27 protein-coding genes, 2 tRNA genes and 1 other annotated feature are annotated in these 25,745 nt (G+C 38.4%); of the genes, 2 read left to right on the top strand and 27 right to left on the bottom strand.

Going from position 1 to position 25,745, the window contains the following annotated elements; translation table 11 throughout:
• Positions 1-92: 92 nt before the first annotated feature.
• From AB1721_01355 to AB1721_01340, 4 genes are all read right to left on the bottom strand, one after another.
• Positions 93-638: a LemA family protein gene (locus AB1721_01355; GenBank protein MEW5805360.1), complete on the bottom strand. Its 546-nt coding sequence runs from the start codon at positions 636-638 to the stop codon at positions 93-95.
• A gap of 387 nt (positions 639-1,025) precedes the next feature.
• Positions 1,026-1,307, bottom strand: a complete 282-nt coding sequence (locus AB1721_01350; protein MEW5805359.1) for a winged helix-turn-helix domain-containing protein — start codon at positions 1,305-1,307, stop codon at positions 1,026-1,028.
• Positions 1,308-1,367: 60 nt separating this feature from the next.
• Positions 1,368-2,219 carry a glycosyltransferase gene (locus AB1721_01345; protein MEW5805358.1) on the bottom strand — a complete coding sequence of 284 codons (852 nt, stop codon included), beginning with the start codon at positions 2,217-2,219 and terminating at the stop codon, positions 1,368-1,370.
• Positions 2,212-3,867, bottom strand: coding sequence for a glycosyltransferase (locus tag AB1721_01340; GenBank protein ID MEW5805357.1), 1,656 nt, complete (start codon positions 3,865-3,867; stop codon positions 2,212-2,214). The genes AB1721_01345 and AB1721_01340 overlap by 8 nt, the downstream gene beginning before the upstream one ends.
• 39 nt (positions 3,868-3,906) lie before the next feature.
• On the opposite strand from AB1721_01340, the gene asnB reads away from it, so the two are divergent.
• Complete coding sequence (gene asnB, locus AB1721_01335) at positions 3,907-5,682, top strand: asparagine synthase (glutamine-hydrolyzing) (GenBank protein MEW5805356.1); 1,776 nt, start codon at positions 3,907-3,909, stop codon at positions 5,680-5,682.
• On the opposite strand, the gene AB1721_01330 is transcribed toward asnB, so the two are convergent.
• The 9 genes from AB1721_01330 to AB1721_01290 form a co-directional block, all read right to left on the bottom strand.
• Positions 5,679-6,917 (bottom strand): glycosyltransferase family 4 protein, encoded by a 1,239-nt coding sequence (locus tag AB1721_01330; protein ID MEW5805355.1) that lies wholly within the window; start codon positions 6,915-6,917, stop codon positions 5,679-5,681. The genes asnB and AB1721_01330 overlap by 4 nt on opposite strands.
• Entirely contained in the window at positions 6,918-7,592 is a 675-nt protein-coding gene (locus tag AB1721_01325; GenBank protein MEW5805354.1) for a methyltransferase domain-containing protein, read from the bottom strand.
• Entirely contained in the window at positions 7,589-8,662 is a 1,074-nt protein-coding gene (locus tag AB1721_01320) for a glycosyltransferase (protein MEW5805353.1), read from the bottom strand. Before AB1721_01320 ends, AB1721_01325 begins: the two co-directional genes overlap by 4 nt.
• Positions 8,659-9,435 (bottom strand): glycosyltransferase, encoded by a 777-nt coding sequence (locus AB1721_01315; protein MEW5805352.1) that lies wholly within the window; start codon positions 9,433-9,435, stop codon positions 8,659-8,661. Before AB1721_01315 ends, AB1721_01320 begins: the two co-directional genes overlap by 4 nt.
• Positions 9,436-9,450: 15 nt before the next feature.
• Positions 9,451-10,155: a class I SAM-dependent methyltransferase gene (locus AB1721_01310; GenBank protein ID MEW5805351.1), complete on the bottom strand. Its 705-nt coding sequence runs from the start codon at positions 10,153-10,155 to the stop codon at positions 9,451-9,453.
• Positions 10,156-10,242: 87 nt separating this feature from the next.
• On the bottom strand, positions 10,243-11,157 hold the full coding sequence (locus AB1721_01305) for an FkbM family methyltransferase (GenBank protein MEW5805350.1): 915 nt from the start codon (positions 11,155-11,157) through the stop codon (positions 10,243-10,245).
• The gene (locus tag AB1721_01300; GenBank protein MEW5805349.1) at positions 11,136-12,659 is read right to left on the bottom strand and encodes an oligosaccharide flippase family protein; all 1,524 of its coding nucleotides are present in this window, start codon (positions 12,657-12,659) and stop codon (positions 11,136-11,138) included. Before AB1721_01300 ends, AB1721_01305 begins: the two co-directional genes overlap by 22 nt.
• Before the next feature lie 884 nt (positions 12,660-13,543).
• Complete coding sequence (locus AB1721_01295; GenBank protein MEW5805348.1) at positions 13,544-13,840, bottom strand: hypothetical protein; 297 nt, start codon at positions 13,838-13,840, stop codon at positions 13,544-13,546.
• Positions 13,841-13,860: 20 nt separating this feature from the next.
• Positions 13,861-13,932, bottom strand: a tRNA-Thr gene (locus AB1721_01290).
• A 294-nt stretch (positions 13,933-14,226) separates the two neighbouring features.
• Here AB1721_01290 and AB1721_01285 point away from each other — a divergent pair.
• On the top strand, positions 14,227-14,463 hold the full coding sequence (locus tag AB1721_01285) for a hypothetical protein (protein MEW5805347.1): 237 nt from the start codon (positions 14,227-14,229) through the stop codon (positions 14,461-14,463).
• 87 nt (positions 14,464-14,550) lie between these two features.
• Here AB1721_01285 and murF read toward each other — a convergent pair whose 3' ends face one another.
• The 14 genes from murF to AB1721_01215 all read right to left on the bottom strand — a co-directional run.
• On the bottom strand, positions 14,551-15,843 hold the full coding sequence (gene murF, locus AB1721_01280) for a UDP-N-acetylmuramoyl-tripeptide--D-alanyl-D-alanine ligase (GenBank protein ID MEW5805346.1): 1,293 nt from the start codon (positions 15,841-15,843) through the stop codon (positions 14,551-14,553).
• 19 nt (positions 15,844-15,862) lie between these two features.
• Positions 15,863-16,105, bottom strand: coding sequence for a GIY-YIG nuclease family protein (locus AB1721_01275; GenBank protein ID MEW5805345.1), 243 nt, complete (start codon positions 16,103-16,105; stop codon positions 15,863-15,865).
• Positions 16,106-16,154: 49 nt separating this feature from the next.
• Positions 16,155-17,945, bottom strand: a complete 1,791-nt coding sequence (locus AB1721_01270) for a penicillin-binding protein 2 (GenBank protein MEW5805344.1) — start codon at positions 17,943-17,945, stop codon at positions 16,155-16,157.
• An 11-nt stretch (positions 17,946-17,956) separates the two neighbouring features.
• Entirely contained in the window at positions 17,957-18,358 is a 402-nt protein-coding gene (locus AB1721_01265) for a hypothetical protein (GenBank protein ID MEW5805343.1), read from the bottom strand.
• Between the two features lie 71 nt (positions 18,359-18,429).
• Positions 18,430-19,308: a 16S rRNA (cytosine(1402)-N(4))-methyltransferase RsmH gene (gene rsmH / locus AB1721_01260; GenBank protein MEW5805342.1), complete on the bottom strand. Its 879-nt coding sequence runs from the start codon at positions 19,306-19,308 to the stop codon at positions 18,430-18,432.
• 143 nt (positions 19,309-19,451) lie between these two features.
• Complete coding sequence (mraZ, locus tag AB1721_01255; GenBank protein MEW5805341.1) at positions 19,452-19,883, bottom strand: division/cell wall cluster transcriptional repressor MraZ; 432 nt, start codon at positions 19,881-19,883, stop codon at positions 19,452-19,454.
• A 236-nt stretch (positions 19,884-20,119) separates the two neighbouring features.
• Entirely contained in the window at positions 20,120-21,223 is a 1,104-nt protein-coding gene (gene ychF, locus AB1721_01250) for a redox-regulated ATPase YchF (GenBank protein MEW5805340.1), read from the bottom strand.
• A gap of 39 nt (positions 21,224-21,262) precedes the next feature.
• Positions 21,263-21,336: transfer RNA gene (locus AB1721_01245), tRNA-Val, on the bottom strand.
• A gap of 8 nt (positions 21,337-21,344) precedes the next feature.
• The gene (locus tag AB1721_01240; GenBank protein ID MEW5805339.1) at positions 21,345-22,535 is read right to left on the bottom strand and encodes a hypothetical protein; all 1,191 of its coding nucleotides are present in this window, start codon (positions 22,533-22,535) and stop codon (positions 21,345-21,347) included.
• Between the two features lie 99 nt (positions 22,536-22,634).
• Positions 22,635-23,114 (bottom strand): YbaK/EbsC family protein, encoded by a 480-nt coding sequence (locus AB1721_01235; protein ID MEW5805338.1) that lies wholly within the window; start codon positions 23,112-23,114, stop codon positions 22,635-22,637.
• A gap of 7 nt (positions 23,115-23,121) precedes the next feature.
• Positions 23,122-23,742, bottom strand: a complete 621-nt coding sequence (locus AB1721_01230; protein ID MEW5805337.1) for a hypothetical protein — start codon at positions 23,740-23,742, stop codon at positions 23,122-23,124.
• An 82-nt stretch (positions 23,743-23,824) separates the two neighbouring features.
• Positions 23,825-24,202, bottom strand: coding sequence for a 50S ribosomal protein L7/L12 (rplL, locus tag AB1721_01225; protein ID MEW5805336.1), 378 nt, complete (start codon positions 24,200-24,202; stop codon positions 23,825-23,827).
• Positions 24,203-24,294: 92 nt separating this feature from the next.
• Positions 24,295-24,840: a 50S ribosomal protein L10 gene (rplJ, locus tag AB1721_01220; GenBank protein MEW5805335.1), complete on the bottom strand. Its 546-nt coding sequence runs from the start codon at positions 24,838-24,840 to the stop codon at positions 24,295-24,297.
• Between the two features lie 57 nt (positions 24,841-24,897).
• Positions 24,898-25,006 (bottom strand) — a sequence feature (ribosomal protein L10 leader region).
• A gap of 240 nt (positions 25,007-25,246) precedes the next feature.
• The coding region (locus AB1721_01215) for a hypothetical protein (GenBank protein MEW5805334.1) at positions 25,247-25,745 on the bottom strand (499 nt) is incomplete at its 5' end.

Raw genomic sequence — 25,745 nt, 5'->3', positions numbered from 1 at the left:
TTCTAAATCTCAAATAAATTCAAATAACCTAAGCGCCAAGCTTAAATCCCTGATGTTCTAAAATCTAAAATCTGTAATCTAAAATCTATTTATTAGAATTTGACCTGGATAGGTTCTTTTTCCGCTTCGGTTTTGGTTTCAAACATTTCTGACTGCTTAAATCTGAAAATGCCGGCTAAAATATTTCCGGGGAAGCTCTGAATGGCGGTATTGAAATCTCTGACCGCGCCGTTATAAAACCTTCTTGCTGACTGAATCTTGTCTTCGGTATCAACCAGCTCTCTTTGAAGCTCTAAAAAGTTCTGATTGGCTTTTAACTCTGGATAAGCTTCAGAAACCGCAAATAAAGACTTCAAGGTTTCGGAAAAATAATTTTCCGCTTCAGCTTTTTCTGCCAGTCCTTTAGCGCCCATGGCCATTGACCGGGCTTGGCTGACTTTGTCAAAAACATCTTTTTCATGCTTGGCATAACCCTTAACTGTTTCAACCAGGTTCGGCACTAAATCATAACGGCGCTTTAACTGAACCTCAATATCCGCAAACGCCTCCTGAACCCGGTTCCGCATCCGAATAAAGCTGTTATAAGCCATAATTACTGCCAGAGCAATAATCCCCAAAATAATCAAAATTGTTGTCATATTAGTTTTATTTCAATAAATTAATTTACAGTCTATCTTAGCATAATTTCTAAGAAAAATAAAAAAGGGGCAAATGCCTCTTCCCTCTATTTTTCAATAAACTCCCCCGAGATATTTTTTTCTTGCAATAGGCACATCTTACGCGGAGACAATTTTTGAATTTTTGATTCCAAAAATTGTCTTTACCCACCGCCCCCCATTTATAATCGCACCTTAACTGGCGCAGACGCCAAGCGCAAACAACGATCATAAAAACAGGAATCATATAGAAAATAACCAGCGTCGCAATTTTCAAGATTATTTCCACGGGAACCTCGCACAACAATCACAAGCTAAAATCTAAAAAACTCTTTGCTTAACAATCAACCTCAATAATCAATCACTAAACTATTCTAATTTTCTTAAGAAAACTAGAATAGTTTGGCCCCGGGGAGTAAGTTTGTGCCGGACGCTGACTCCGTCTGATCTTTTCATTACTAGGCCGGCAATCGCTAATCTCCTGATATGTTCAGCCGCAGTTTTATAATTGATATTCAGCTCTCTAGTGATTTCATCAACAGAAAGTTCTGGCTGTTTGGCTAAAAGCTCCATCATCTGGATCCTCCGATGATTGGCAAAGCCTTTAACAATTCTTTCTGTTTGGCGAAAATTTTTTATCTCCTCTGCCATATAAATTTATTATATCACTATTCTCAATTTCTTAAGAAATTGAGAATAGTTAATAGACAACTAATTACTCTTATATTTTTTTATTGCCCAGTATTTTAAGCGCAAAAACGGGATAAAGCCGAGCAGGCCATACAAAATAAACCGAACCCAGCTTCGGAAAAAACCAAAGAAAAAGTTCGGATAATCCTTGCGAAACTGCCAAACAAGTAAAATATCGTGCCAAAACTGCTTTAATTTGTATTTTGAGCTAATCGCGCCGGGCCGAATCATAAACTTAATCCCATAAATCGGCAGATTGTGAAACTTCCCGAACTGACCCAGCTTAAGCCAGAGATAATAATCTTCCACATGCAAAGTTTTTTCTGTTTCTGGATAATTGCCGACTTTTTCCACAGCGGATTTCCTAAACATTACTGATGAGTGAGAAAAACAGTTTTTCGCCAAAATTCTTTTTCTAATTTCTTTATCTGTCTCTGGATTTAAAAATCTAAATAGTTCTCTTCCCTGTTCATCAACAACAATTGTGCCAGTACCAACTAAGACATAATCAGAGTTTTTATCTAAAAACTCAACTTGTTTTACTAACTTGTTTTCATCAAACCATTCGTCATCATCATCAATCCGGGCAATATACTCGCCTGCTGCTTCAGCTAATCCCCGATTCAAAGCTTTCTGAATCCCAAGATTTTTTTCAGTTCTTAGATATTTAACCCTATCATTGCGCTCGGAAAACCTTTTGACAATCTCCTGAATTAAAAAATCACCTTTCTCGTTCTTTCTCGTTGAACCATCGTCAATCACTAACAATTCCCAATCTTCAAAAGATTGGGCCAAAACGCTTTGAATCGCTTTGGCAAGATATTTCTCGCCATTATAAGTGGGCAGTAAAATTGAGACTTTTGGTTTACGCATTTTGCTCTTGGTACTCAACAAAAGACGCCTCTAATTTTTTCGCCTGATCCAGATACCATTGATAGAACCGCTGTTTAGAGATTTCCCGGTGGTTGTCCATCTGAACCTGTCTGAAAAAATCCGCTAGAACCGAATGGTCATTGAATAATCTCCTGATGTAAGACAGATAACTGTCACCAACGTCATTGATTTCTTTGTGAGAAATGCTCAATGCCCGACTACTCAGAGCAAAATGCATCACTAGATTACAAACATTTTGGCCAAAAATGCCGTCCTGAGGCGTGATGCCGAGAAAATTAATGATCGGCAGAGCGAACTTCGGACCAAGCCGGTTGGCGTCAATAAAATAGTTCGCCCGAACGCCGTTATCAGCCTGCGGAAAATCAAAATATAACCATCTATATCTGCCAAAAACCTTGTTAATAGTCTTATCTAAAATCCAGTTCAGGCAGCTCTGAAAACGTCTAAAACCGACTTTTTCAGAAACCACTTTAGCGTCAGCGGCACGCATAATTCGGAAAAAATTATTAATACAAGTGAAGTTGTCATTGTCAAACAGCCCAAAATCAGGCAGATAATCTTCTTTATTTTTCCAGTTTTCCGGAAGTTTTTTCGTGTAACCCAAGGACAGACAAGTGTCTGAACCGACTGAACTGGCATTGTATTTTTCAAGAAGCCAGATCGGATAAGCCAGCCAGTTTTTGCTCATCGGAAACAGATCAGCGTCAATCATGCAGACAAACTGTTCGGTAACTAATTTTAATCCTTCATCAAGTACTTGACCGACATCGGGAATATTAAAGTTTTTTCTTTTAATCTGGGCAACAACAATATTCGGGTCCTTTCCGTATTGTTTTATAATTTTTTCAAAAGAACCATCTTGCGAATTATCATCAATAATATAAATGTGTTGTTTGATTTTAGGATTAGCCATTTTTCTAATCTGATTGACACAGATTTTCAAAAACTCCATTGATTCAGAATGAGGAATCAAAATTCCGCAGTCTTTTATTGGCTCGAATTTGTCAATCACCAATCCCAAAACTCTAATCTCGGAAAACTCGGCCAAAGGTTTTTGACGATAATGCCGCTGCCGTGGATCAGCTGAAGACATAATATCTTTTGGTTTTTCCGGCAGCTTAATCCCAAGATAATCAAGAATCTCTTTAAGTTTTTCATTACTGACACCAAGCTTGTCTGAAACATCCATGGTCAAAACCACCCGTTCAGAAGAAACCCGAATCATTTCCTGCAAAGCTTTCAACGGATCCGGCATCTCTTCTATAGCACTAATAGAAAAGGAATAACGAAACTCATTATTTTTAAACGGCATTTGCATCGCATTGCCGATGACCAGCTTCTCTTTTGGCCACAAACCTTTATGTAAAGGATGATTAAGCTGGTTCAGATCTCTAATATCCAGAGAAATCGCCTTGAGAAAATGTTTAAACAAAACAAACGGATAAGTCCCGCCGACATCAAGACTGGGTTCAGTTTGAGGAAGATTAAGAAGCACGAACGGATATTCCCAAATCCTTTGCCAAAAACCTTTGGGCAAACGATTTTCAAAATTCCAGGAACGAAAATACGGCAACTCCAGATCGCCGTAATTCGCCCATCTGATCTTGGAAACTTTAAAGCTTTTCATTGTTCTTAATTATACAATAATTTGCTATGATAGAAACATATGTGCGGTATTGCTGGAAAAATTTACTTTGACGAAAAAACTCGGGTCTCTGAAGAAGAGCTTAGAAAAATGACTCGGGCCATTGCTCATCGGGGCCCTGATGATGAAGGTTTTTACATAAAAAATAATGTCGGCTTAGGCAATCGCCGATTAGCGATTATCGATCTCTCTCCTAAGGGTCATCAGCCGATGTCTGATAAAAACAAAAAAACCTGGATTACTTTTAATGGCGAAATCTACAATTATAAAGAAATCAGACAAATGCTTGCTAGTAAAGGAGTAAAGTTTTATTCGCAAACAGACACCGAAGCGATTATTTATCTTTATCAGTATTACAAAGAAAACTGTGTCCAGTATTTGCGCGGCATGTTTGCTTTTGCTATTTGGAACGAGGAAGAAAAAAAGCTGTTCTTAGCAAGAGACAGATTTGGCGAAAAACCAATCAAATACTCTCTTAATGACAAAATGTTTATTTTTGGTTCAGAATTAAAAGCAATTTTTACTGACCCAATAATAAAAAAAGAAATAGATAAGGAAGCAATCGAAAACTTTCTTAACTTTCAATATTGCCCCTCACCAATGACCGGATTCAAAAATATCTTCAAGCTACCGCCAGGACACTATCTAATTCTTAAAGATAAGAAAATAACCGTTCAAAGATACTGGCAGCCTAATTATCAACCCAAATTTAACCAAAGCGAAAATGAAATTGTTTCAAGAACCAAAGAGTTAATCAGAGAAGCGGTTAGATACCAGATGATCGCCGATGTCCCGGTTGGCGCCGCTCTTTCCGGAGGCATTGACTCAAGCATTATTACTGGCTTAATGAGCCAGGAGTCATCTCTACCAATTGAAACTTTTTCCATTGGCTTTAATAGCCCGACTGACGAGTTAGAATACGCTAGAATAGTCGCCAAAAAATTCAAAACTAAACATCATGAATTTATTGTTAAGCCGAATCTAATTGAAACCCTTGAAAAAATTATTGCTGCTTACGAAGAACCATTTGTAGATAGTTCTATCTTGCCAACCTGGTTCTTAGCCGAAACAATTAAGCCCTATGTTAAGGTAGTTTTAACTGGCGAAGGCGGAGATGAAAACTTTGTCGGTTATAACAAATATAATCTGGCAAAGAAGTTTGCTTTCTTTAAAAAAATCAATTTTCCGACACAACTTATTCCGCTCAGAAGCTGGAGAAAAATACTTAATCCCAAAAACGAGTCGGATTTCTTGCTCCATTTGATTAATATCTTTCCCGGGAAGCTTAATAATGCCGCTAAGCAAACAATGGCAAAAATCTTTGAGCAAGCAGAAACTGCTAACAATATTTTAGAAAAGATCTCTTATTTTGATTTCACCAGTTATCTGCCAGATGATTTGACTACTAAATCAGATATCGCGATGATGGCTCATTCAGTTGAGTCTCGCTGTCCTTTTCTTGACCACAAACTAGTTGAATATACCATTAAAATCCCCTTTTCCCTAAAACTTAAAAACGATAATAATAAATATCTTTTGGAAAAAGCTTTCCAAGATTTGCTTCCAAATGAAATTTTAAATCGCGGCAAACAGGGATTCGGGCTGCCGTTAAGCTTTTGGTTTTCTCAACCAAAAATAGTTAAATACGCAAAATCAGTTCTAACTAAAAAAGAATTTTCAAACAGAAAAATTATTGAAAAAGATAAACTAAAAGCTCTTTTTTCCGATCCCCCAAAAAATGCTTACCAAATTTGGATTCTAATGCTTTTAGAACTTTGGTTTGAAAAATATTTTTAAATAGACTGAAGCAAAGAATTATATTTTTCCACTACCCTGCTCCAGGTGTAGTCATTTTGCCATTCTGAAAACGCTTTCTCAGTTATCTTTTTTCTCTCTTCCGGATGATCAAGATAGAAATTTGCTTTTTTTGCCATTTCTTCTGGAGTTTTAATAATCTCTAAATAATCCTGATGATCTCTAACATTACCAACCTCACGGGTAATAAACAAAGTTTTTGAGGCAAACGACTCGTACATCACCAAAGGCGCACATTCAAGCTCAGAACCAAATAAAAAAACATCAGCGTTTTTATAAGCTGAAAGCACAAGTTCTCGCGAGCTGCCATCAATAACTAAAATATTCTTATTAAACTTGTCTGCCAGAACACAATCTAGATAACAACCAACGAAAAAATGCCCAATTTTTCTCAAACCGTAGCCGCCAGGAATCTGACCAATAATTAAAAGGGTTGTGTCCTGACGCCGCATTTTCTTAAAAGCATCAATCACAAAACTATGACCTTTGGCTAAATAATGATTGGCCACAGTAATGGCTAGATACTTTGTTTTAATCCCGAACTTTTCTCTAATTTTAAAATTATCCCCACTTAAAAACTCTTCTTTAGAAGCACCATTGGAAATAATAATCGCTTTATCAGTTAGGCCACGTTGATCACCGAAAATTTTGTCTTGATAATTAGCAGAAGTATAAACAATCCTGTCATAGTTTTTCAAAGCCGGAACATAAAACGCCTCATAATAATTAAGATAACTCTGCTGAAGATTCAATGAAGATGAGCCCAGTAAAACCTTAATTCTCTTATAAAAACTTTTAATCAACTGGCGCAAACCTGAAAAAGAAAAACTAATTTTGTAACTCTCGGGCAATTTAAGCATTGACACTCCTGGAGTGCTCAAAATTTTTTTCGCCTTGATTTTGGGCCCCAATTCTAAGGCGATATCAGTAGTCCAAACGTTCGCGGCAAAGTTCACTATTACATCAAAATCACCCGATAAAAGAAATTTGCGATATTTATCAATTTCTCCAGAAATCCCCTCAACCGAATTACCAAAGATTTTAAAAGGAATTATCTTAACTCCATTGATAATTTCTGGGCGATTTTCAGCATAACCAGTGGCAACATAAACTTCGTGACTAAGTTTAACTAGTCCTTCAGCAATTTGCTTAACTTGCTCAGCAATGCCGCCGCCGCCATAAGCTCGATAAAACTCAACTGTTAAAAGAATCCGCATCTACTCAAAAATTTGCTTAAGCCAAACTTCTAAAATCTCTTTTTCTTTACCGATTAAAGACATTGATAAAATCTCTCGCACTACTTCATATTCATTAATTTTTTTAGTTGACTTAACAGCTTTCACCTCAATATTATCCAATCTATCAGCTAGACCGGGTAAAAACTTAATAAACTTAACTGCTCGATCAGGAAACCGAGCTGAAGTAAAGTAAACAATTTTTTTGAATTGAATTCTCTCAAAACCAAATTTAGTTAAAACAAACCTAAACTTCTCTTCACCCCACCAGTCTCGATGAATCGCCCAATCCGCTTCATGAGAACCAAAAAGATGCCTGCCAATCTTAAATTTTTCTTTTAAACCGGCTTTAACAAATCTTTTTGCCGCGGTTTCAAAATCTGGTGTTTCAATCCAAAGCAAGCCGCCGTGTTTAAGCCAGCGCCGCCACTGTAACAATAACTTCAACGCTTCTTGACGAGTAAAATGCTCAAAAAGATGATGATTCCTAATCTCGTCAACCGAGTTTTCAGGATAAACCAAGCTCCGGATATCAGCATGAAGATCAGCTTTAGCTTTTATAACCGGTTGGTTTTCTGACGGCAGATCAATATTCAGATAACCCTCTAAATACCTTTCCCCACAGCCAAGATGAAGTTTTAATGATTTTTCTGTCATTTTAAACCGATTTTTTGAAAAATTTCATCAAATCTTTTTTCATAAGTATGGTCGCGTAAAGTTCGCTGATAACCAGCTGAAGCAATTACTTCTCGTTCTTTATCATTTTTTAAATAATACCTGATTTTCTCAATTAAATCATTAGTATCTTTAAAGACGACAATCTCTTTACCGTCCTGATAATATTCTTCTAAATTATCTGCCTGGCCGGTCAACAAAAACCCGCCGCAACCGGGAACCTCAAAGTTTCTGCCTTTAATCTGTTCCCTTACCCCCTTTAAAGTTAGCTTAAGATTATTCATAATCTCGACTAGAGATTGAGGAAGAATCAATTTACCCGAACGTTTTAAAAAGAGATGAGCTAAGCCTTTTAATGAATGAATCCCAACCGAAGAATTGCCTAAATTAAGATTAATCTTGCTAACAGCAAAAATCCTAATCATCTCTTCTTGAGAAACTTTGCCTTTAGGCCAACCAAAACCAAAACAATCCACAGAAAAACCGGATTTTTCTATTTTAGCAATTACTGCTTTTCGATTGCCGTGCGGCTGACCAACGAAAGAAACCTCATAGCGGTAATCAGTAATCGGCAATTGATCAACTGGCTTATACAAAAAATGATTGCAAGCCCATTGGGATTTAATTACATTGTGATAGCCAATCTTCTTATATTTCTCTGGCGCTTTTGAATCAGTTGTCGCCACCCAATTAAAACAATTAGCCCAGTATCGTGAATAATTATCAAACCGCCAATGGTCATCAGTCATCCAGACTAAGGTCTGAGTTTTGCCGGACCGAGAAATTCGTTTAATTGTCTCTTTATCAAACTCTTCAGTAAAAAGAACAAAAAAAGTCAGGTCGGGCCTCTGTTCATCAATTAACCGTTCCAGTTCTTGATTCATCTCTCCCCTGCCCTTTTCAAGCAGAATCTCGTCATAAGGAAAATAGATTACTTCGTGTTTGCCATGATCCATCTTCACCAAAGTATCATAAAAATTATAATGCTCAAAACTAAACCCCCTCTTCGGGTTTAAATAATCATATTTAAAAACTGCGTAAAGAATCTTCATTTTATAAACAACAAAGTTTTTAAATTAACTAGGATCATTCGAACCACTAACCCAAAAAGATTTTGCAAGTATATTTCTTTATCACTCAAGAGTTTAAGATAGATATAGATTAACGAAAGGAGGGTTTTTCTTTTATTCTTTGAAGAATAACCGGAATCAACCCGAAATCTAACTAAAACCATATTCACAAAACCAAAATTAAACTTTAAAATAGCGGTTCTCAACCAATACTCATAGTCTCTTGCTCTCTTTAACCTCTCGTTTTGAGGTCCTACTGTCTCAATTAAAGATCTTTTAAGAACAACAGACGAGTTGACAATAAAATTATTCTTGATTAGCTCTTTTAAAACCTCTCGACCAGTAAAAAACTCCACAAGATCAGAAAACTTTTTTCCAGATAGCCTGCCTTCACCAAAATATTCTGCATCAGAATAACAGAGATCTAAATTTTTCTCTCTAATCTCTTTTAATTGCTTTTCAAGTTTTTCTCTTACCCAAAGATCGTCAGCATCTAAAAAAGCAACAAACTCGCCCCTAGATTCCTGAATTCCAAGGTTACAAGCGTTTCCCTGGCCTGCATTTTTTTGATAAAAATATCTAATTTTATTCGGATATTTTTTCAAATATCCTTCAACAATTCCCCTAGTATTATCAGTTGAACCATCGTCAACAACAATAACCTCAATTTCCTGATAAGATTGAGACAAAACCGAATCAATTGCTTGAGGGAGATAGTTGCCGTGATTAAAAGTAGGGATAATCACATTGACCATTGTTTTGTTGTTTATTTAACTTTCTTTCTCTGCTAAAACAAAGAATCCAACAGTAAAATCTTCTAAAAAATATTTCTCGTCTTTAGAATAAAGAAATCTGGGAATAAAAAATCGAAAGACAAACCTAATCAACCAACGGCGAGGATCGAATTTCTTATAACCAGCCGATTTAATTAACCAATCATAAACTCGACCCGATTCTTGGACAAAGTGCTTTAGAAATCCTCCATTGGGTTTAATCTTAATAATCTTTAACCCACTTTCGGGCAAAAATTTTCGATAAAAAAATGGGGTAAAACCGCCATAAAAATGATAGGGTTTTTGATGAAGACCGGACCCGAGCGGTGCAGTAATTAAAATCTTACCACCCTTCTTTAATATTCTAGCTATCTCTTTTATCGCCTTGATTGGCTCGGGAACATGTTCTAAAACTTCGGTACATAAAACAAAATCAAAAGATTGATCAGACACAGGAATTGCGGTAATGTCACTAACATAATCAATCTTTGCATAATGCCAGTCTTCTCTTAAAAAACTCTCTTCATCTCCTTGATACCGCTTAAAATCTTGGGTTTGATACTGACAATGTTCAAATAATTTAGAATAACGACCGGTTCCCACACCCACATCTAAAACTCGCGCCCCCCTGGGCACTGTCTTTGCTATCCGAGCAACATAGGCATCACGATTATACTGATTAAAATCTAGACAATTCACCATAATTTATCATTCTTAATATCCCCCTCTTTTAACTTTATTTGTTTAAGTATTATCAAGAGCGTCTACTAACCTTAAGCAATTTATTTTTTAATTTTGCTCTCGATAAACCGCAATTAAATTCTCATAAGGTAAATCAGTTTTACTTTTTTCGAAAGGAATCGGGTTCGCTTTAGAGTCCAAAGAAAACAACTGATAACCAAGCTCTTTAAGTAAAGCCATTGCTTCCTGATCGCTTTGTTCGTAACGGTCTCTAATAACCTCTATGCTTACAATTGGATGAAATTTAGTTAAAACCTCTTTAGCGCCGCGTAAAACAAAGGGCTCGGCCCGCTCGACATCTATCTTGATAAAGTCAAGCCGAGTCAGTTTATTTGCCTGACGATAATCATCAAGACTAATTGTTTTAACCTTAAGCCGATGTTTCAAACGAACTAATTCCGGAGTTAGTTTCTCTACCACAGCTATCGGAAGATAGGTGTTCATTGAACTGGCAGTGGAACCTAAATCAGTAAACTCAATCTCGCCGGTTTTTTCCCAACAAGCTAACTGATTAACAAAAAAATTAGTCTTATTATCGATATTTTTCCTTAGAAACAGAAAAGTTCGCGGTGTCGGTTCAAAAGCGTGAACCCGGCCATTCCCGCCAACTAGCTTGCCTGCTAATAAAGAATAAAAACCAAGATGGGCGCCAACATCAAAAAAGATGCCGCCGCTTGGCAGATTATTAATAAGAAATTTCATCAATCTAATCTCTGGTTCTGAGTTTAAAAAAGACCACTGGAAAATCGAGAGGGGATCCGGTAAAAAAACGAACATTGATTCGCCCCAAAAAGTAGCTGTTTTAAACGGAAAAACCAACCGGTTGCCTGTTGAGTTGAAAAAACGAGCAATCAAAGACCGAAAAAGAGTAAAAAGCGGTTTTTGGAATAATCTCTGCCATCGCGATTGCTGAGAAAAAGCAATCGCTTTTTCTAACTTTTTTAAGAGTTCTTCTCTCTCCATAATTTTAAATAGTTTCTGATTAATTCTCGATCTTCCGGCTCAAAAAATCCAAAAACAAAATATAACCCAATTATACCAGCAAAGCTGACAATCATTAACAAAAGCGTTTGCCAGAGATTGTTCGCCCAGCTTAATAAATAAAACCTAGCCAGCAAAACGAGGATTGCACTGACAAATAAAAGTTTCAAAATCAAGCCAAAATAAAACCGAAAACTGCCACTCAGGTTTAATTCTTTTCTCTCAAAAAGAAAAACAAACAAAATCACCGGCATTAAAGCCAATAAATAAGCTAAAGCCGCGCCAGTTAAGCCAAAATTAGGAACCAAAAAAGCCAGCAAAACGATATTAACCAAAGCCATTGAACCGGAAAAAACCGCTAAAAGCTTTGATTTGCCTGTACCGAGATAAAAGTTATTCAGAATCGTATAAATGCTCATTAAAATATAGGTCGGGACAAAATAATACAAAAGCGCCGCACTTTTGTCAGCAATTTCTTTGCCAACCCAAAAATATAACAGCTGGTAGCCAAAAACCAATAAAACCACTCCGGATAAAACCGAGAAAATTATTCCGATTCTCATTGCCCGGCGAAAGCTCTGATTAAATTTCTGTTTATCGCCTTGATAAAATAAATCCGAAGCCACCGGGAAAAGCGTCATTGCGCCGCTGCTGGAAACCGCATGAATTTTCTGGGCTAAATTGTTCGGAACCGCGTAAAAACCAACTGCGGCATTGCCCAAAATCCGGGAAATAAAAAACCTGTCTATCTGAAGCAAAGAGTTGCCGGCAAAACCATTAATAAAATTGTACAAGCTGAATTTCAATTTTCGGAAAAACTCGGTTCGGTAAAACTCCAGTTTAAGCTTCAGTTCTGGCAAAACTTTTTTAATCAAAACAAAATAGCCGAATAAACTGATAACCGCGCTAAAAAAATGAGACGCCAAAAGCCAGGTTAAGCTCGGCCGGAAAAAAGCAAAGCCAATCAAAAATGCATTTAAAACCGTGTTTTGGATAAAAGTGATTTTGCCCAAAATATCAAATCTTTGGATTGATATGGAAATAACAAAAAATAAGGAATTAATCGTGGCAAAAACAAAATAAATCCCGGCAAACCAAAAACCAAACTGGGTTTGGCGAATAAACTCGGTTCTGATGCTAAAAACAAAATCAGCTAAAAAAGACAAACCTATCAGCACTAAAAAACCGATTAAACCGATTGCCAGCCAAAAAGAAAAAAAGCTATTAACCAGCTTGACCTTTTTTTCTTTTTCTTGATTAACCGTGTATTCAATAAACGAGCTGGCAAAGCCAGAACCCATATTAAGATCAAGCAAAGACAAAAACGAAACAATAGTCAAAATTAAAATATAGACCCCGTAATTTTCAATTCCAATCTGCTTCAGCAGCAACGGAGTGACGAAAAAATTCAACAGCGTTACCCAGCCAAGATTAAACACCTGCCAAAGCGCGTTTTTAAAAGTTCTTTGGGAAAGCGAGTCCATATTGAAAATTCCTAATTTCCAATTTCTAATTTCCAATGAATCATAAATACTCAAGAATTATGAAACTAATTTAAATTTTAACAGAAAACCAACTCAAAATGAAAGAGAAAAACTATATAAAGACTTTCAACACGGTGTGAGGATCCCGCAAGGGATCCAACAAAACAAGACAATTTTTCTGGCTTTGCCAGATCTCGTCGTAGCTGCGCCAGATCTCGCAAGCGAGACGAAGCGAGATAATTTCCAACAAAAATTATGAATTATCTAAATTTTAACAGAAAACGGCTTTAAAAACAGCCGGCCTACGACATCGCAAGTCTAATCTAAGGACTTGCGATGTCCTTAGATTAATACGATGTCCTTAGATTAATAAAATAAACAAGGGCCGAGCAAAGCTCGGCCCAAAAACTAGTCCCACCTTGGCATTGGTTCCGGAGGCAAAGTCCCCTTAATTCCTCTGTATTTCCACCGATAAAAAATTCTTCTGAAAAAACTTTGAATCTTCGTAATCATTATTCCTCCTTAAACTTAGAATAAAACATTCCAACATTCTTGAGAATATTGGAATGTTTCTAAGAACAAACCTTTAATTTATAACACAGAATAAAAAAACTTCAACTAATAAAAAGCCCCTCATCGCTTAAGCGGTGAGGGGCACGAACGATATCTTGCTAATGCCCGTTTTTGCCGTTGCCGCGGCAGGGCTTGCCGCGGTCTTCTTTGTTTCTTCTTTTCCTTTCTTTTTCTTTTTTTTGTGGGGCATTATCTTTTTTGCCCATTTCTTTCTCCTCTTATAAAAAATTTCCTGTTTTAAAAACAGGATTTTATAAGATAACAAAAATCAACAATTAAGTCAATCTCTTACGACATCGCAAGTCGTAAGATTAAAAGTAATCTTCTATGTCGCGAAAAGCCCTATTATCGTCATTATCCGGTCTTTGATTCGGAGAGTTATGCCTAGTATCTGGTATTCTTTTAGCTCCCCTTAAACTTCTGCCGCATTGGCTACAAGAATCTACCCCGGTGCAAGGATTAATTGCTCCGCAAAACCGACATTGTCTTGCCCGGCCTTCTTTTTCTATTTTAATCGGTTCTTTCTTAAATTCTTCTTGCCAATATTTCTCTTGCTCTTCTAAAGAGGCGTTGGGATTTATTTTTTCTGGTGGTCTTTTTTTAAACATTGTTTTTTTGTTTAATTTTGAGCCGGAGAGAGGAGTCGAACCCCCAACCTTCGCTTTACAAAAGCGCTGCTCTGCCATTGAGCTACTCCGGCTTGAGCAAGAACAAACGAGTAAAATGATTGCTCTTCCACCTCGACTTGCTCGGCTTGTTCCACCTCGCTTCGCTCGGAACAACCCTCGACTTGCTCGGCTTGTTCCATTGTCCGCCAGAGGCGGATCCGCCCTTGGCGGAAGCTACTCCGGCTTAAACCATATTAAACTGCTTTGGTCTAATCCAATGATAACTATTTTATCAAATTTATTAAACCCAGCCAATGATTTGACTTTTTTGATAATTCGTGCTAAAAAGAGAAAATTCTAATCTACCCTAAAAAAGGAGGTGTAAGATGAAAATTTTTATCCAGTCCTTAACAGGGCTAGTGGATGTTTTAGTCCTGTTGGGCTATAAAACAATCACAGGCGTCTGCCAAGGTGGCGCCTGCTCCTTTTCCAAAGGAGATATTACCTTGATGGTCCCAGAGTTTTTGCTACTCTGGGGGCCGCTAATTGTGCTAAACACCATTGGCGTCGGAACATTTTTGTTCTGCCGCCAAGGAGATGAAGCAATGATCAAACGCCTCTGATTTTTATGCCTCCCGCATTTGCGGGAGGCGAAGTTTTTAATATCCCGACATCGCAAGGCCTAAGGACTTGCGATGTCCTTAAATTATCTATTTCCACGGTTTGTCTTGACGGACTAACAGCTCTTTGGCTTTCTCTGGTTCAGCCATAATCTCTTCAATAACCAGCTCCATTCGCATTCCTTGCGAGCCCTTAACCAGAACTAAATCTCCGGACTGAATTACCTCCTTTAATTTTTCTGCTGCTTGAGTTGATTTCTCAAACCAAAAAATTTTATTTTTATCAAATTCACTAGCTAAAGCCGCTTCATAAGCAATCTTCATTCGCTGGCCAACAAAAAACAAATGCTCGCAGAATTTAGCGATTTTTTTGCCAACTTCCCGGTGAACTTCGAGCGCGTACTGGCCAATCTCTAACATATCGCCTAAAACCGCGATTTTTCTTTTTGCGGACAGATTTTGAAAAGTTTCAATCGCCCGATTCATTGCTTCTGGCGCGGCATTATAAGAATCGTCCAAAATCATTGAGTTTTTTATTCCGCTGATTAAACGCATTCTGCCTTTTTCCTGCTGGTAATTTCCCACTGCTTTACCAAGCTCAATTATGTTGAGATCAAAAGCAATGCCAGCAGCAAAAGCCGCGGCAATCGCATAAGCAGCCGGCTTGCCCAAACTTTGTTTGAGCCAGATTGGCACAACGCTGCCCCGATGCTCAATCCGAAAGAAAATTCCGTCCGGAATCTTAAATCCATCGCCGGCAATCTTGGTTTTGACTTCAAAATCAGTAATCCTAATATCAGCGCCGGGATTAAATCCAAAAGAAATTATTTTGGCCTTAGTTCTGTTTTTCAACTCCCAAACATCAGGGTCATCAAAGTTCAACGCAGCGAAATCAGCATCAGACAAACACTTGATAATCTCGGTTTTCTCGCTAATGAGCTGGTCTTTGCCCTTTGGATAGTTTTCCACATGAACCGGCACTGAACCAATTGCCGTAATAATCGCTAATTTTGGCTTGGCAATCTTAACTAATTTCTTAATGTCTCCCGGACTATCCGCGCCCATCTCAACAACAATAAAATGAGGATAGTTTTTGTTATTAAAAATAAGCAGTTTTAAGCCAAGCCAAAGGTTTTTCAGCCAGAGCCAAAGATTATTTTTTGCTTCAACCCCGCCAAAAAAAGCCAGGGGTAAGCCAACTTCGGTATTAAGATTTTTTTCGCTTTTCCGGGCCGGAAAGTATTGGGACAAAACCAAATAAACCGCTTCCTTAGTTGAGGTTTTGCCAACCGAACCAGTAATGGCAATAATTTTCGGCTCATACTTCCGAATAATTGCTCGGGTTAAAAATCTTAACAATGCGGTAATAAGTTTTCGTTTCATCCCCGTACTGAAGTTTCAATTAATTTTTCAACAGATTAATATTATTGTTATGCCAATATTGTTTAAGCCTTAATTTAAGGGTTTGTTCACCCTTGCTGGTTTTTAAATAATTTTCTCGTCTTTTAGCATCATCTTTATTAAGGCGGGCTTCATAATAAATGCAGTTCCAAGGACCCCTGATTTTTGTTGAAAAATTAAGACCTTTTTCTAAATTAATAGTATAACCAATATATAAATTATCATCTTTCAAGTTTTTTAGCATATAAACATAGTAGAACATAACCTGTTGAAACTCTAGTGCGGGGTCATAATTAATTTAGTTCTTCTGGCGCATCGGGCGGAATCGCATAATAATCCAGAACAAACTTCATAATCTTTCTAAATAAAGGCACTGCAGTGGCTTCAGCGTAACGGACTCCTTTGGGGTCTTCAATCCGAGTCAAAATCACAAATCTTGGTTCAGAAACCGGGCCAAAACCGGCAAAGCTGTGATTAACCTGATCTGAATAGCCCCGGCCATCTTCTCGGGGAATCTCGCCGGTGCCGGTTTTGCCGGCAATCCGATAGCCCTTAATTTGAGCCAGCTTCCCTGAACCATGTTCTCCGGAAATAACGCTTTCTAAAAGCGGGATTGCTTGAGCAATCACACCTGGGCTGATTGTCTGCCTAATTGGAGTTGGTTCGGTAACAATAATTTTGCCATTGTCTTTTTTTATTTCCTTAACCACAAATGGCTTCATCATCAAACCATTATTGGCAAAAGCGGCAAACTCTTGAATAAACTTAATCGGCGTAACCGCAACCCCCTGGCCAAAAGAAGCAGTAGCAAAGTTAATGCTTCTGCCTTCGGGCGGATAAAAATTGCTGAATGAAGAGTTAATCTCTTGAGGCAAATCAATTCCGGTTTTTCCCTCAAAGCCCAAACGGTTAATGATAAAATCACGAAAAAAAGTGTTGCCGATCGCGGTTTGGATAAAAACAGCGCCAAGGTTATAAGAGCGCTGAAGGAACAAAGCCATTGAAACATATTTGTTGGGCGCCGAGTTGCCGGCGTTCCTGATTATCCGACCGTCTATCTTTATTTCGCCGCCATCAAAATAAGTTGTTTCCGGAGTAATCTTGCCGCTGGAAAGTCCGGCCGCCAAAGTAAAGGGTTTAAAAACCGAACCGGGTTCATAGCGCAGAGACACGGCGCTGTTCAGAAAAACCGACAAATCTTTTTCTTGGGGATAATAATTCGGGTCAAAAGAGGGATAATTAGCCAAAGCAATAATCTCGCCGGTCTTGGGATCGACCACGATCGCATTGCCGCTTTTGGCTGACCATTTTTCCACTTCCTCTTTTAACAGCCTTTCTGTTTCTTTCTGGATAATCGGCTCAATCGTCAAAACCAAATCGTCGCCATTTTTAATATAAATATTGTTCAAGCCCAGAAAAGAACCTTTTTGAATAGTTTGGCTGATTTCCTCTGCAGACGGGCCGCTGCCAGAGAGTTTCTCATTGAAGCCAAGCTCCAAACCATATCTGCCGGCAATCTCGTTCTTATCATCAAAGCCGACAAAACCAATAATGTGGCTGGCGAAATCTCCCAAGGGATAATATCTTGATTTTTCATCCTCAATAATCAACCCCTTAAAGCCACGTTCTTGGATTGCCGCAATTGTCTCCTCCGAGATATTTTTTGCAATCAGCTCGTAAGGATCATCTTTTTTCTGAAGTTTTTTTAACACTTCTTCATAAGGAAGATTAAGCTGGCCAGCCAAAAAATCAGCTGCCTGTTCCGGGTCAATCTCAATATCTTTGGGGCTGACGGCTAAATTATAAATGTGCTTATTAACTGCCAGATGATGAAGATTGCCATCCTTATCTCGGGCAAGAATCTCTCCCCTTTCCGGACCAAGATTGAGAGAATAAAACTGCTGGGCTAAAGCTTTGTTTTTCCAATAATCGTAATTCGCCACCTGAAACCGATAGAACCGAACAGTTAAGAGATTAATCACAACAAAAAATAAACCAGCAACAACATAAATCCGAACCGGAAAAGAACGGAGCAAAAGTATATTTTTAAAGCTCTTAGTAAATTTTGATTGAATTTTTTTCACTGGCTAAAAAATTATTGGGCCGCTGAAATCAAGCCCGCGTTTTCTTGAACCAGATAACTGATTGAAACCGGACGGCCCAGTTCTATTACTTTAGCATAATTTTGCAAAGACTCTGGGGAAAACAAAGCCGCCTGCCGGAGCTCTAACTTCTCTTTAACCAGTTTATTATTTTCTAAAATTTGTGAAAGATGCTGAATTCTAAAAGAAAGCAAAACCGAATCAATCGCCATAAAGCAAAAACCGACAAAGCTAATCAATGAAACTCCAAGCATTAGAAGAAAAACCCTTTTCTCCGAGACAAGCCCAAAAGAGTGTTTTAAAAACCTTAACCGGCTGATTCTCTGGCGCCGCGAACGAAGCTGGGAATCAGAAGTAAAGATTAATTGTCTTTGGTTTGGAGTAATGACTGTCATCTTTGTTAATTGTTAAATTGTTAAATTGTTTCATTGTTCTAAACAATGCGGCAATGCAGCCATGTAACAATTTATATTTTTTCTATTGCTCTTAATTTAGCTGAACGGGCAGAAGGGTTTTGCCGAATCTCTTGGTCATCCGGGACCACTGGCTTTTTGGTTAGAATTCTGAAATTTCCTTTTTGATTAAGGCCTTTAAAAAACTGCTTAACCATTCTGTCCTCCAGAGAGTGATAGCTGACAACTACCAACCGGCCCTTGGGATTTAATGCCTCAATTGCTTGAGGCAAGGCTTTGGCCAAATTTTCCAGTTCGCGATTCGCCGCAATCCTTAAAGCTTGAAATGCTTTTGTCGCCGGATGAATTCGACCGCGCCGGCCAACTGCTTTTTCTATAACTTCAGCTAATTCTTTGCTTGTTTGGATTTTTTTCTCTTTCCGATAAGCAACAATGGCTTGAGCGATTTTTTTAGCCAACCGCTCCTGGCCGAACTCTCTGAAAATTTTTTCCAGCTCCAATCCAGGATAATAATTAACTATTTCATAAACAGTTAAATCCGGTTCTTCTGAATAACTCATAATCAACGGCTCGTCTTGCTGGAAAGAAAACCCCCGGCCAGATTTTTTCAGCAAAAAAGCGGATAAACCCAAATCCATCACTATGCCATCAACTTTTTCTGTTCTTAACTGATGCAGAATTTCTTCCAGTTCGGCAAAATTCCCAACTGCCAGAATTAACCGTTTGGCCGCTATTGCTGAAGAAAAATTTTGTTTTAAGATCTCGATTGCTTGCCGATTCCAGTCTAAGCCGATTGCTTTTGCCCCGGAACTCAAAATTTCTCTAAGATAACCGCCTTCACCTGCGGTTGCGTCAAGATAAATCTTCCCCGGCTCTGGAGCTAAAAATTTTATTACTTGTTTTAAAAGAACAGGAACGTGAACTGCGTTCATAAAATCACAATTTCTAATTCCTAATTTCTAAAATTAGATTTTAGAATAATTTTCAATTTACAATTTACAATTTTCAATGAATTTTCAATGTTCCAATATCCATAATTCATAATTCAGCTAACGAAGCCATAAAGCCAATGAAGCTAAATGCCGAGTTCAGATAGTTTTTCCGCTATCTCTGAAGAGTCGTGTTCAATCCTGTTTTTATACTCCAGCCATTTTTTCTCATCCCAAACCTCTAAGCGATTGAAGACTCCGGCAACAACAACCTTTTTATCCAAGCCAGCGTATTGCCTTAAATAATCAGGAATCAAAATCCGGCCTTGAGAATCAAGTTCAACATCAAAAGCGCCGGAAAACATTAATCTGGCAAAAGCCCGAGAGTTTGATTGAGTCAAAGGCGTGGCAGCAATTTTTTCTGAAAGCTTTTGCCACTCGTCTTTAGCCAAGATAAACAAGCAAGTATCAAGACCGCGAGTTACCACTGCGCCGTTCAACAAATTTGGCCTGAACTTAGCCGGCACTGTAACTCTGCCTTTTTGGTCTAAATTGTGCTGATACTCGCCAATAAGCATAACTTTAGCAAAATTTCTAATTACTAATTTCCAATTTTCAATTATTAATTACTAATTCTTGTCTTATGAAGTTATCCACAGTTCACCCCACTTATCCACATATTTATCCACAATCTCCCACTTCTGATATATATTTTAGTATTATTGACCCACTTGTCAAACAAAAAAGCTGTGGATAACCCACAGCTCCCCGAAAAGGAGGTTGAAAGTTAGAAACGGTAATTGGAAATTTCTTGTTAGGCCCCGTGCCTAATAATCAACACATCCCCCTCTTGAACAAGATACTCCTTGCCTTCAGTCTTTATCCAACCCTTTTCTCTGGCTTTTTGCCAGCCGCCAGCTTCTATCAATTTTTTCCAGTTTATCACATCGGCTCGGATAAAATTTTTTTCAAAATCAGTATGAATGGCTCCAGCGGCTTGAGGCGCTTTTGCGCCCTGTTTGATTGTCCAAGCGCGGACTTCTTTTTCTCCGGCGGTTAAAAATGTCATCAACCCTAAAGTTGAAAACGCCTTTTTTATCAGCCGATCCAAACTTGTGCTTTCCAGGCCCAATGAGACCAGATATTCTTTTTGCTCTGATTCAGATAAATCAGCTAATTCGGCTTCGGTCTTGGCGCTAATTGCCACAACTTGCTCCGGCTCTAACTGAAAAATTAAAGCATATCGTTCTTCCAATTGAGCGGCGTTTTTCAAGTCCGCCTCACCAACATTCAAAGCAACCAAAATTGGCTTGGCAGTCAAAAGATGAAATTCTCTTGAAATCTTTTTTTCTTCTTCGTTTAATTCAATTTCCCTTGCCGGGACCTCTTTTTCTAATCCCTGTTTCAACTTTAAAACCGCTTGCCAACGCTGTTTTAATTCTTTGTCCGGCGTGTTGCCCGGATCTTTTTGCTTTTCCAAAGTCTGTAGATCTGCCAGCAGAAGCTCGGTCTCAATCACTTGAAAATCTTTTTCCGGATCAACGCTTCCCTCTTTAATAATATTCTCGTCTTGAAAAGCCCGAACCACATGGCAAACCGCATCAACTTCCCGAATATGCGATAAAAATTTATTGCCCAGGCCAGCTCCCTGGTGGGCGCCGGCAATTAAGCCGGCAATATCAACAAACTCAACCACAGCCGGCACTGCTGGCGGTAGACAATCTAAGCTTTCAGAATTCCTGATTAATTCAGCTAATTTTATTAACCGTTCATCCGGCACCGGCACAATGCCAACATTCGGCTCAATTGTCGCAAAAGGAAAATTCGCCACAAAGGCAGCTTGTTTTTTCAAAAGCGCATTAAATAATGTTGATTTGCCAACATTGGGCAAACCGACGATACCGATAGATAAAGACATAAAGTAAAAGAATTATGAATCAAAAATAATGAAAACTTGTGGACTCGCGCAGATTCGAACTGCGGGCCTCTTGAATGTGAATCAAGCGCTCTAACCAACTGAGCTACGAGTCCGAATTGGATTATAAAACAACTTCCAGCGCTGGCAAACCATTTTTTGCCAATGCTTTTTTCAAATCTTTGACAAATTTCTTTTGAATTTTTGGGTTATCCGGCCGGGGATAAGTAATAAATCCTCCCCCTAAATTACGTTTTAATTCTTGAAGAGAGATTGAGGCAACCTGCTCCCCGTCAGGATTATATAAATGGATAACAGTGTCTTCGCCAGCAGGAGCTAAAACTCTTAGATTATGCCCCTGTACTCGACCATTCAAAGAAAACAATTCTTGAAAAAATCCAATCTTTTTTAATTTTTCCGGAAACTGTGGGAGAACTGTTCTACCTTCTCTCTGTGGGAGAACTGTTCTCCTTTGGAATTTGAATTGGTTTGGCTGCTTTCTAACTATCCCTCTTCTTTTTTGATTGCCAAACCGCAACTCGCCCGCCCACTTAACCGCTGAGGGGTCAATACCGATCTTAAATTCCTTATTCAGAACAGCAAGCAACTCTTGAACTAAAATAGTTTGGAACTGCTCCTCTGTTTCAACCTCTGCTCTTGAAGTAAAAACCAGATCAGGTATATGAGTCTTTTTTAATTGCGATTTTAAGTCTTGAAAACTAATCTCGGTCCTACTGTTCTCGCCCAGCAAAACCAGATACAACTCTGAATCACGATAGCCAATCAATAATTTATTCCAACCCAATTTCTCTTTTGAGTTATAATAAAACAAACGTTTAGCAAACTCGGATTGAATAGAGAAAACCCCGGTTTTCCGTCCCCAATCTTTTTCCTGCTCGCTTCTATTTTCCTCAATCTCTCCCCTTTTATCAACTTGTTCTTCAACCGGCTTAAAATCTTGACCTAGATTTTTCGGCCTGAACCTTGGGTCAAGCACAGTTTTGCCAGCCCAAGACCCAACTTTTAACATCTCTCTCGCAGAGTCAAGTTCTGCTGTTAAACGCTTTAACTGCGTTCCCGTCAACCCATCTAATCCCCCTATTCCGATAGCATAGCCAAGCTGTTTTAACAAATCTTCAACAGGAACTTTATATTTTTTCTCTATGTTTACAAGTTTTATTTTTACCCCGCGCCGCAAAGGAGCAGGGGTTGGTTCAGCTCTTTGTTTTTCCCTTTTTGTCCCGCGGTAAACCTCGACAGCATCTTTATAGCCAAATGGTTCCCGGGGAATTTCTGGTTTTTTATTAAAATTCATTTTAAATCATTAATATTTTTATTAGTAAAACACCTTTAAACCGCAATTATCTAATTATAAAACATTTTGCTAATTCTGTAAAATTATAATAAGCCAAATTCATTCAGCAATATCAATAATCTCAAATTCAGCAATTTTCTGATAATCGCTGAACCTCATTTTAATAGTTTTATAGTGAACTCCGGGGTTGAAGTTAATAAACTGATTTTCTGTTAGGGATTTATCCACATAAGTTTTCAAACCCACTAAGTTGCCCAAAGGGAAACAAGCGCCGATTTCACAGCCCATTGCTGAAACAACTTCCTCTGGTTTAGCAAAACGGAACTCCGAGATTTTAAACAAATTTTTAACCTTTTTTGAGCTTAATCTCCTGTCCCCGGGCAAAACCAACAAAACAAAATTGTTGTTAATCTTAACTACCAACGATTTAGCTCCATCGGCCATAGCTTCTCCTCTGATCCGAGCGGCCTGCTCGGTGGTATAAACCGGTTCGTGTTCAAATTCCTGAAAATTGATTTGATTTTTATTTAGAAAATCAAGTATTAGAAGATAGGGGTTTTTAAATTCTTTCATCGTCATTTTCTTTCTAAATAAGATTCAATTCCTTCCCAGCAAAATAAAAAAGTATAAACATAAAAACAAACACAACGGTCAAAAACAAAACATAGTTCCTCGCCGGCAGACTTTTGCCTTTAGAGTTGATTGGCCCCAATTTAGAAAAAAAAGTTTTCTCTGCCAAGCGGACTGCCTGCCTTAATCTTTTCTCCAAAATTTTAAAATCTAACAACTCTGCTTGTTTGGTTTTCTGCCGATCAAGAACAAAAAATAACAAGTTCAAAACGCCCAAACCGAAAACAATCGCGCCAAAATTAAACAAAGACCAATAATCAAACCGGTCAGCAAAAAACAAAAGTGAGGCCTCGTCAACAACAAAACCAATGCCCAAACCGGTTAAGAATGAGCTCAAAGCATTAACCTCTTTTGAAAGCAGATAGAAAACCAGGGCAACAAACAAAGGAAACAGGCCAAAATAAAGATAATGATGGTAATGGGTATCCTGAATCACCACCCTGACCGGTTTGTTTAAAACAAAAGAAGTAAAAAAAATAAAGATTCGGGCAATAAAAACCGCCAGAATATAACCGAGAATTACCAACCAAAGGTTTTCTTTACTGAAAAATTTCAATTTATTTTCGGTTTTAGCCATTTTTATATTTTATAACACAAAAACAGGTTTTTAAAAACCTGTTTTTGAACCATCGCTATTTTTAGACACCAAGAAACAGCAACTACTTCAGCTCAACACTTGCTCCGGCTTCTTCTAACTGTTTTTTGATATTTTCAGCTTCTTCTTTGGTTGCTCCTTGCTTAACCGGCTTTGGCGCCGCATCAACCAAATCTTTTGCTTCTTTCAAGCCAAGACCGGTAATATCGCGGATTGCTTTAATCACCTGAATTTTTTGTTCACCAGCCGCGGCCAAAACTACCTCAAAGCTGGTTTTCTCTTCACCGGCTGCGGCATTAACTTCGCCGCCAGCCGCCGGAGCGGCTACTGCCATGGCTTGGGCCTTAACCCCGAATTTTTCTTCTAACTGCTTAACTAAATCAGCTAGTTCCAAAACAGTTAAACCCTCAATTTCTTTGATAATTTTTTCTAACTTTTCCATAAGATTACGAATTTACTAATTATTACAAATATACAAATTTTTGATCGACCCCATTTTGATTCTAAAATTTTGAATCCTCAAATCTAAAATCTTTAACTTTTTGTTTTTTCAACTTCTTTCAAGGTCATTAAAAATTGGACCAAAACCTGATTAAGGGTTTGGGCAAATCCGGAGATCGGTGAAATCAACAAATTGACTGTTTGGCCATACAAAACTTCTCTGGTGGGGATTTTAGCCAGCCGGTTTGCTTGCTCTTTATCCAAAAAAGCTTTTTCAAAAAACCCGGCCAGCAAAGATAAACTGTTTTTCAGCTTTATCTTCGGATTGTTCTCTTTAATAAACTCGCTGATTGCCTTAACAACTTTAAGCTCATTGTCTTTTGAATAAACCACTCCAACTGAACCGGAATATTGATCTAACCCGGAAAGCTCCAACCCGCTTTGGCGCAGAGCTATCTGGAGAAGATTTTTCTTAACCATCAGATAACTCGCTCCAAGTTCCAACAATGTATTTCTTAACTGGGTAAGTTCTTGAGTTTTAACATTAGCCAAATCAACAAAGTAAAGATAAGGATAATCTTTAAATATCTTGGTTAACTCTTTGACTGTTTGCTCTTTTTTGTTCCTTGTTATTGCCATAGCAAAAAATTTCTAATTACCAATTTCTAATCTCTAAACAACTCCTCTTTATAATTTAATTATAATTAAAAATTCTGCGTTGCCGCAGATAAAGTAAAAAATCTCTCCTCGGCAGGCAATTTTAATCTTCCGAACCTGCTGTCTGCGGAACTAAAATAGTATAGCAAAGATATAAAAAAAATCAACCCAAACCGGCCCGGCTTGTTCTTGTCCCGTTGGGCGGGACAAGAACAACAGACCAACAACTTTTTACCTCCCTAAACAATTAAGGATTAATCCATTACTCCAAATATTTGGAATCACAGATTGAATAATTTAGCAGAAACAAAATAAAAGTCAAGAATCTGTTAAGCTAAGAATCAAAATTAAACTAAAAGCCCGACGCAAAACGTCGGGCTCTTGACCCCTAATAATAGATCGGGCAATTTTGCCCTGGCGGGACGATTATCCCGCTCGGGCAAACATAAATAGGAATCACCGCCGGCAGAACAAACTCTGCCGAGGCGATTTCCTTTAAAAGGCCAAGCAAAAATGCGTACTTGGCCTTTAAAGCCTGGGCCGCGGTTACGGCCGGCAAAGACCGACCTGCTGCGGGGGCCAGGATTTTATTGTGAAATTCCCGGCCGGCCTTTAATAAGGCCTGGCCCTGGCCGCCCGGGAGTAGCCCTATCCGGTACTCCAACTCTTTGAGTACCAGAGGTAATTGTTCCGCCCCAACTTGATTGGGGGGCGGAAAAGCCCCTGCCTCCAAGACAGGGGGCGTGGGCCCTTCAAGCCCCACTTGAAACTTGAAGGGCGGCACTTCTGCCTGCGGCGCACCTGCGCCGCAGGCAGAAGTTGCCAAAGCTATTAAAAAAAGAAGAGTAATTATCTTTTTCATTTTGTGCCCACCTCCTTGGAGGGCA

Source organism: Patescibacteria group bacterium (assembly GCA_040753135.1).
Lineage (GTDB): Bacteria > Patescibacteriota > Minisyncoccia > UBA6257 > Brennerbacteraceae > JBFMGR01.
Note: the sequence above shows the minus strand (reverse complement) of the source record. Positions and strands in the feature narration are given on the sequence as shown.

Coding starts and splice junctions, on each gene's coding strand:
- AB1721_01295 (MEW5805348.1), bottom strand. CDS start 13,840: ATGTTTAAAAAAAGACCACCAGAAAAAATAAATCCCAACGCCTCTTTA.
- AB1721_01300 (MEW5805349.1), bottom strand. CDS start 12,659: ATGGACTCGCTTTCCCAAAGAACTTTTAAAAACGCGCTTTGGCAGGTG.
- AB1721_01330 (MEW5805355.1), bottom strand. CDS start 6,917: ATGCGGATTCTTTTAACAGTTGAGTTTTATCGAGCTTATGGCGGCGGC.
- ychF (MEW5805340.1), bottom strand. CDS start 21,223: ATGTCTTTATCTATCGGTATCGTCGGTTTGCCCAATGTTGGCAAATCA.
- AB1721_01355 (MEW5805360.1), bottom strand. CDS start 638: ATGACAACAATTTTGATTATTTTGGGGATTATTGCTCTGGCAGTAATT.
- rplJ (MEW5805335.1), bottom strand. CDS start 24,840: ATGGCAATAACAAGGAACAAAAAAGAGCAAACAGTCAAAGAGTTAACC.
- AB1721_01340 (MEW5805357.1), bottom strand. CDS start 3,867: ATGAAAAGCTTTAAAGTTTCCAAGATCAGATGGGCGAATTACGGCGAT.
- AB1721_01275 (MEW5805345.1), bottom strand. CDS start 16,105: ATGCTAAAAAACTTGAAAGATGATAATTTATATATTGGTTATACTATT.
- AB1721_01265 (MEW5805343.1), bottom strand. CDS start 18,358: ATGACAGTCATTACTCCAAACCAAAGACAATTAATCTTTACTTCTGAT.
- AB1721_01285 (MEW5805347.1), top strand. CDS start 14,227: ATGAAAATTTTTATCCAGTCCTTAACAGGGCTAGTGGATGTTTTAGTC.
- AB1721_01305 (MEW5805350.1), bottom strand. CDS start 11,157: ATGGAGAGAGAAGAACTCTTAAAAAAGTTAGAAAAAGCGATTGCTTTT.
- AB1721_01345 (MEW5805358.1), bottom strand. CDS start 2,219: ATGCGTAAACCAAAAGTCTCAATTTTACTGCCCACTTATAATGGCGAG.
- AB1721_01315 (MEW5805352.1), bottom strand. CDS start 9,435: ATGGTCAATGTGATTATCCCTACTTTTAATCACGGCAACTATCTCCCT.
- AB1721_01320 (MEW5805353.1), bottom strand. CDS start 8,662: ATGAAGATTCTTTACGCAGTTTTTAAATATGATTATTTAAACCCGAAG.
- AB1721_01235 (MEW5805338.1), bottom strand. CDS start 23,114: ATGACGATGAAAGAATTTAAAAACCCCTATCTTCTAATACTTGATTTT.
- AB1721_01325 (MEW5805354.1), bottom strand. CDS start 7,592: ATGACAGAAAAATCATTAAAACTTCATCTTGGCTGTGGGGAAAGGTAT.
- rsmH (MEW5805342.1), bottom strand. CDS start 19,308: ATGAACGCAGTTCACGTTCCTGTTCTTTTAAAACAAGTAATAAAATTT.
- rplL (MEW5805336.1), bottom strand. CDS start 24,202: ATGGAAAAGTTAGAAAAAATTATCAAAGAAATTGAGGGTTTAACTGTT.
- asnB (MEW5805356.1), top strand. CDS start 3,907: ATGTGCGGTATTGCTGGAAAAATTTACTTTGACGAAAAAACTCGGGTC.
- AB1721_01240 (MEW5805339.1), bottom strand. CDS start 22,535: ATGAATTTTAATAAAAAACCAGAAATTCCCCGGGAACCATTTGGCTAT.
- mraZ (MEW5805341.1), bottom strand. CDS start 19,883: ATGCTTATTGGCGAGTATCAGCACAATTTAGACCAAAAAGGCAGAGTT.
- AB1721_01310 (MEW5805351.1), bottom strand. CDS start 10,155: ATGGTGAATTGTCTAGATTTTAATCAGTATAATCGTGATGCCTATGTT.
- murF (MEW5805346.1), bottom strand. CDS start 15,843: ATGAAACGAAAACTTATTACCGCATTGTTAAGATTTTTAACCCGAGCA.
- AB1721_01230 (MEW5805337.1), bottom strand. CDS start 23,742: ATGGCTAAAACCGAAAATAAATTGAAATTTTTCAGTAAAGAAAACCTT.
- AB1721_01350 (MEW5805359.1), bottom strand. CDS start 1,307: ATGGCAGAGGAGATAAAAAATTTTCGCCAAACAGAAAGAATTGTTAAA.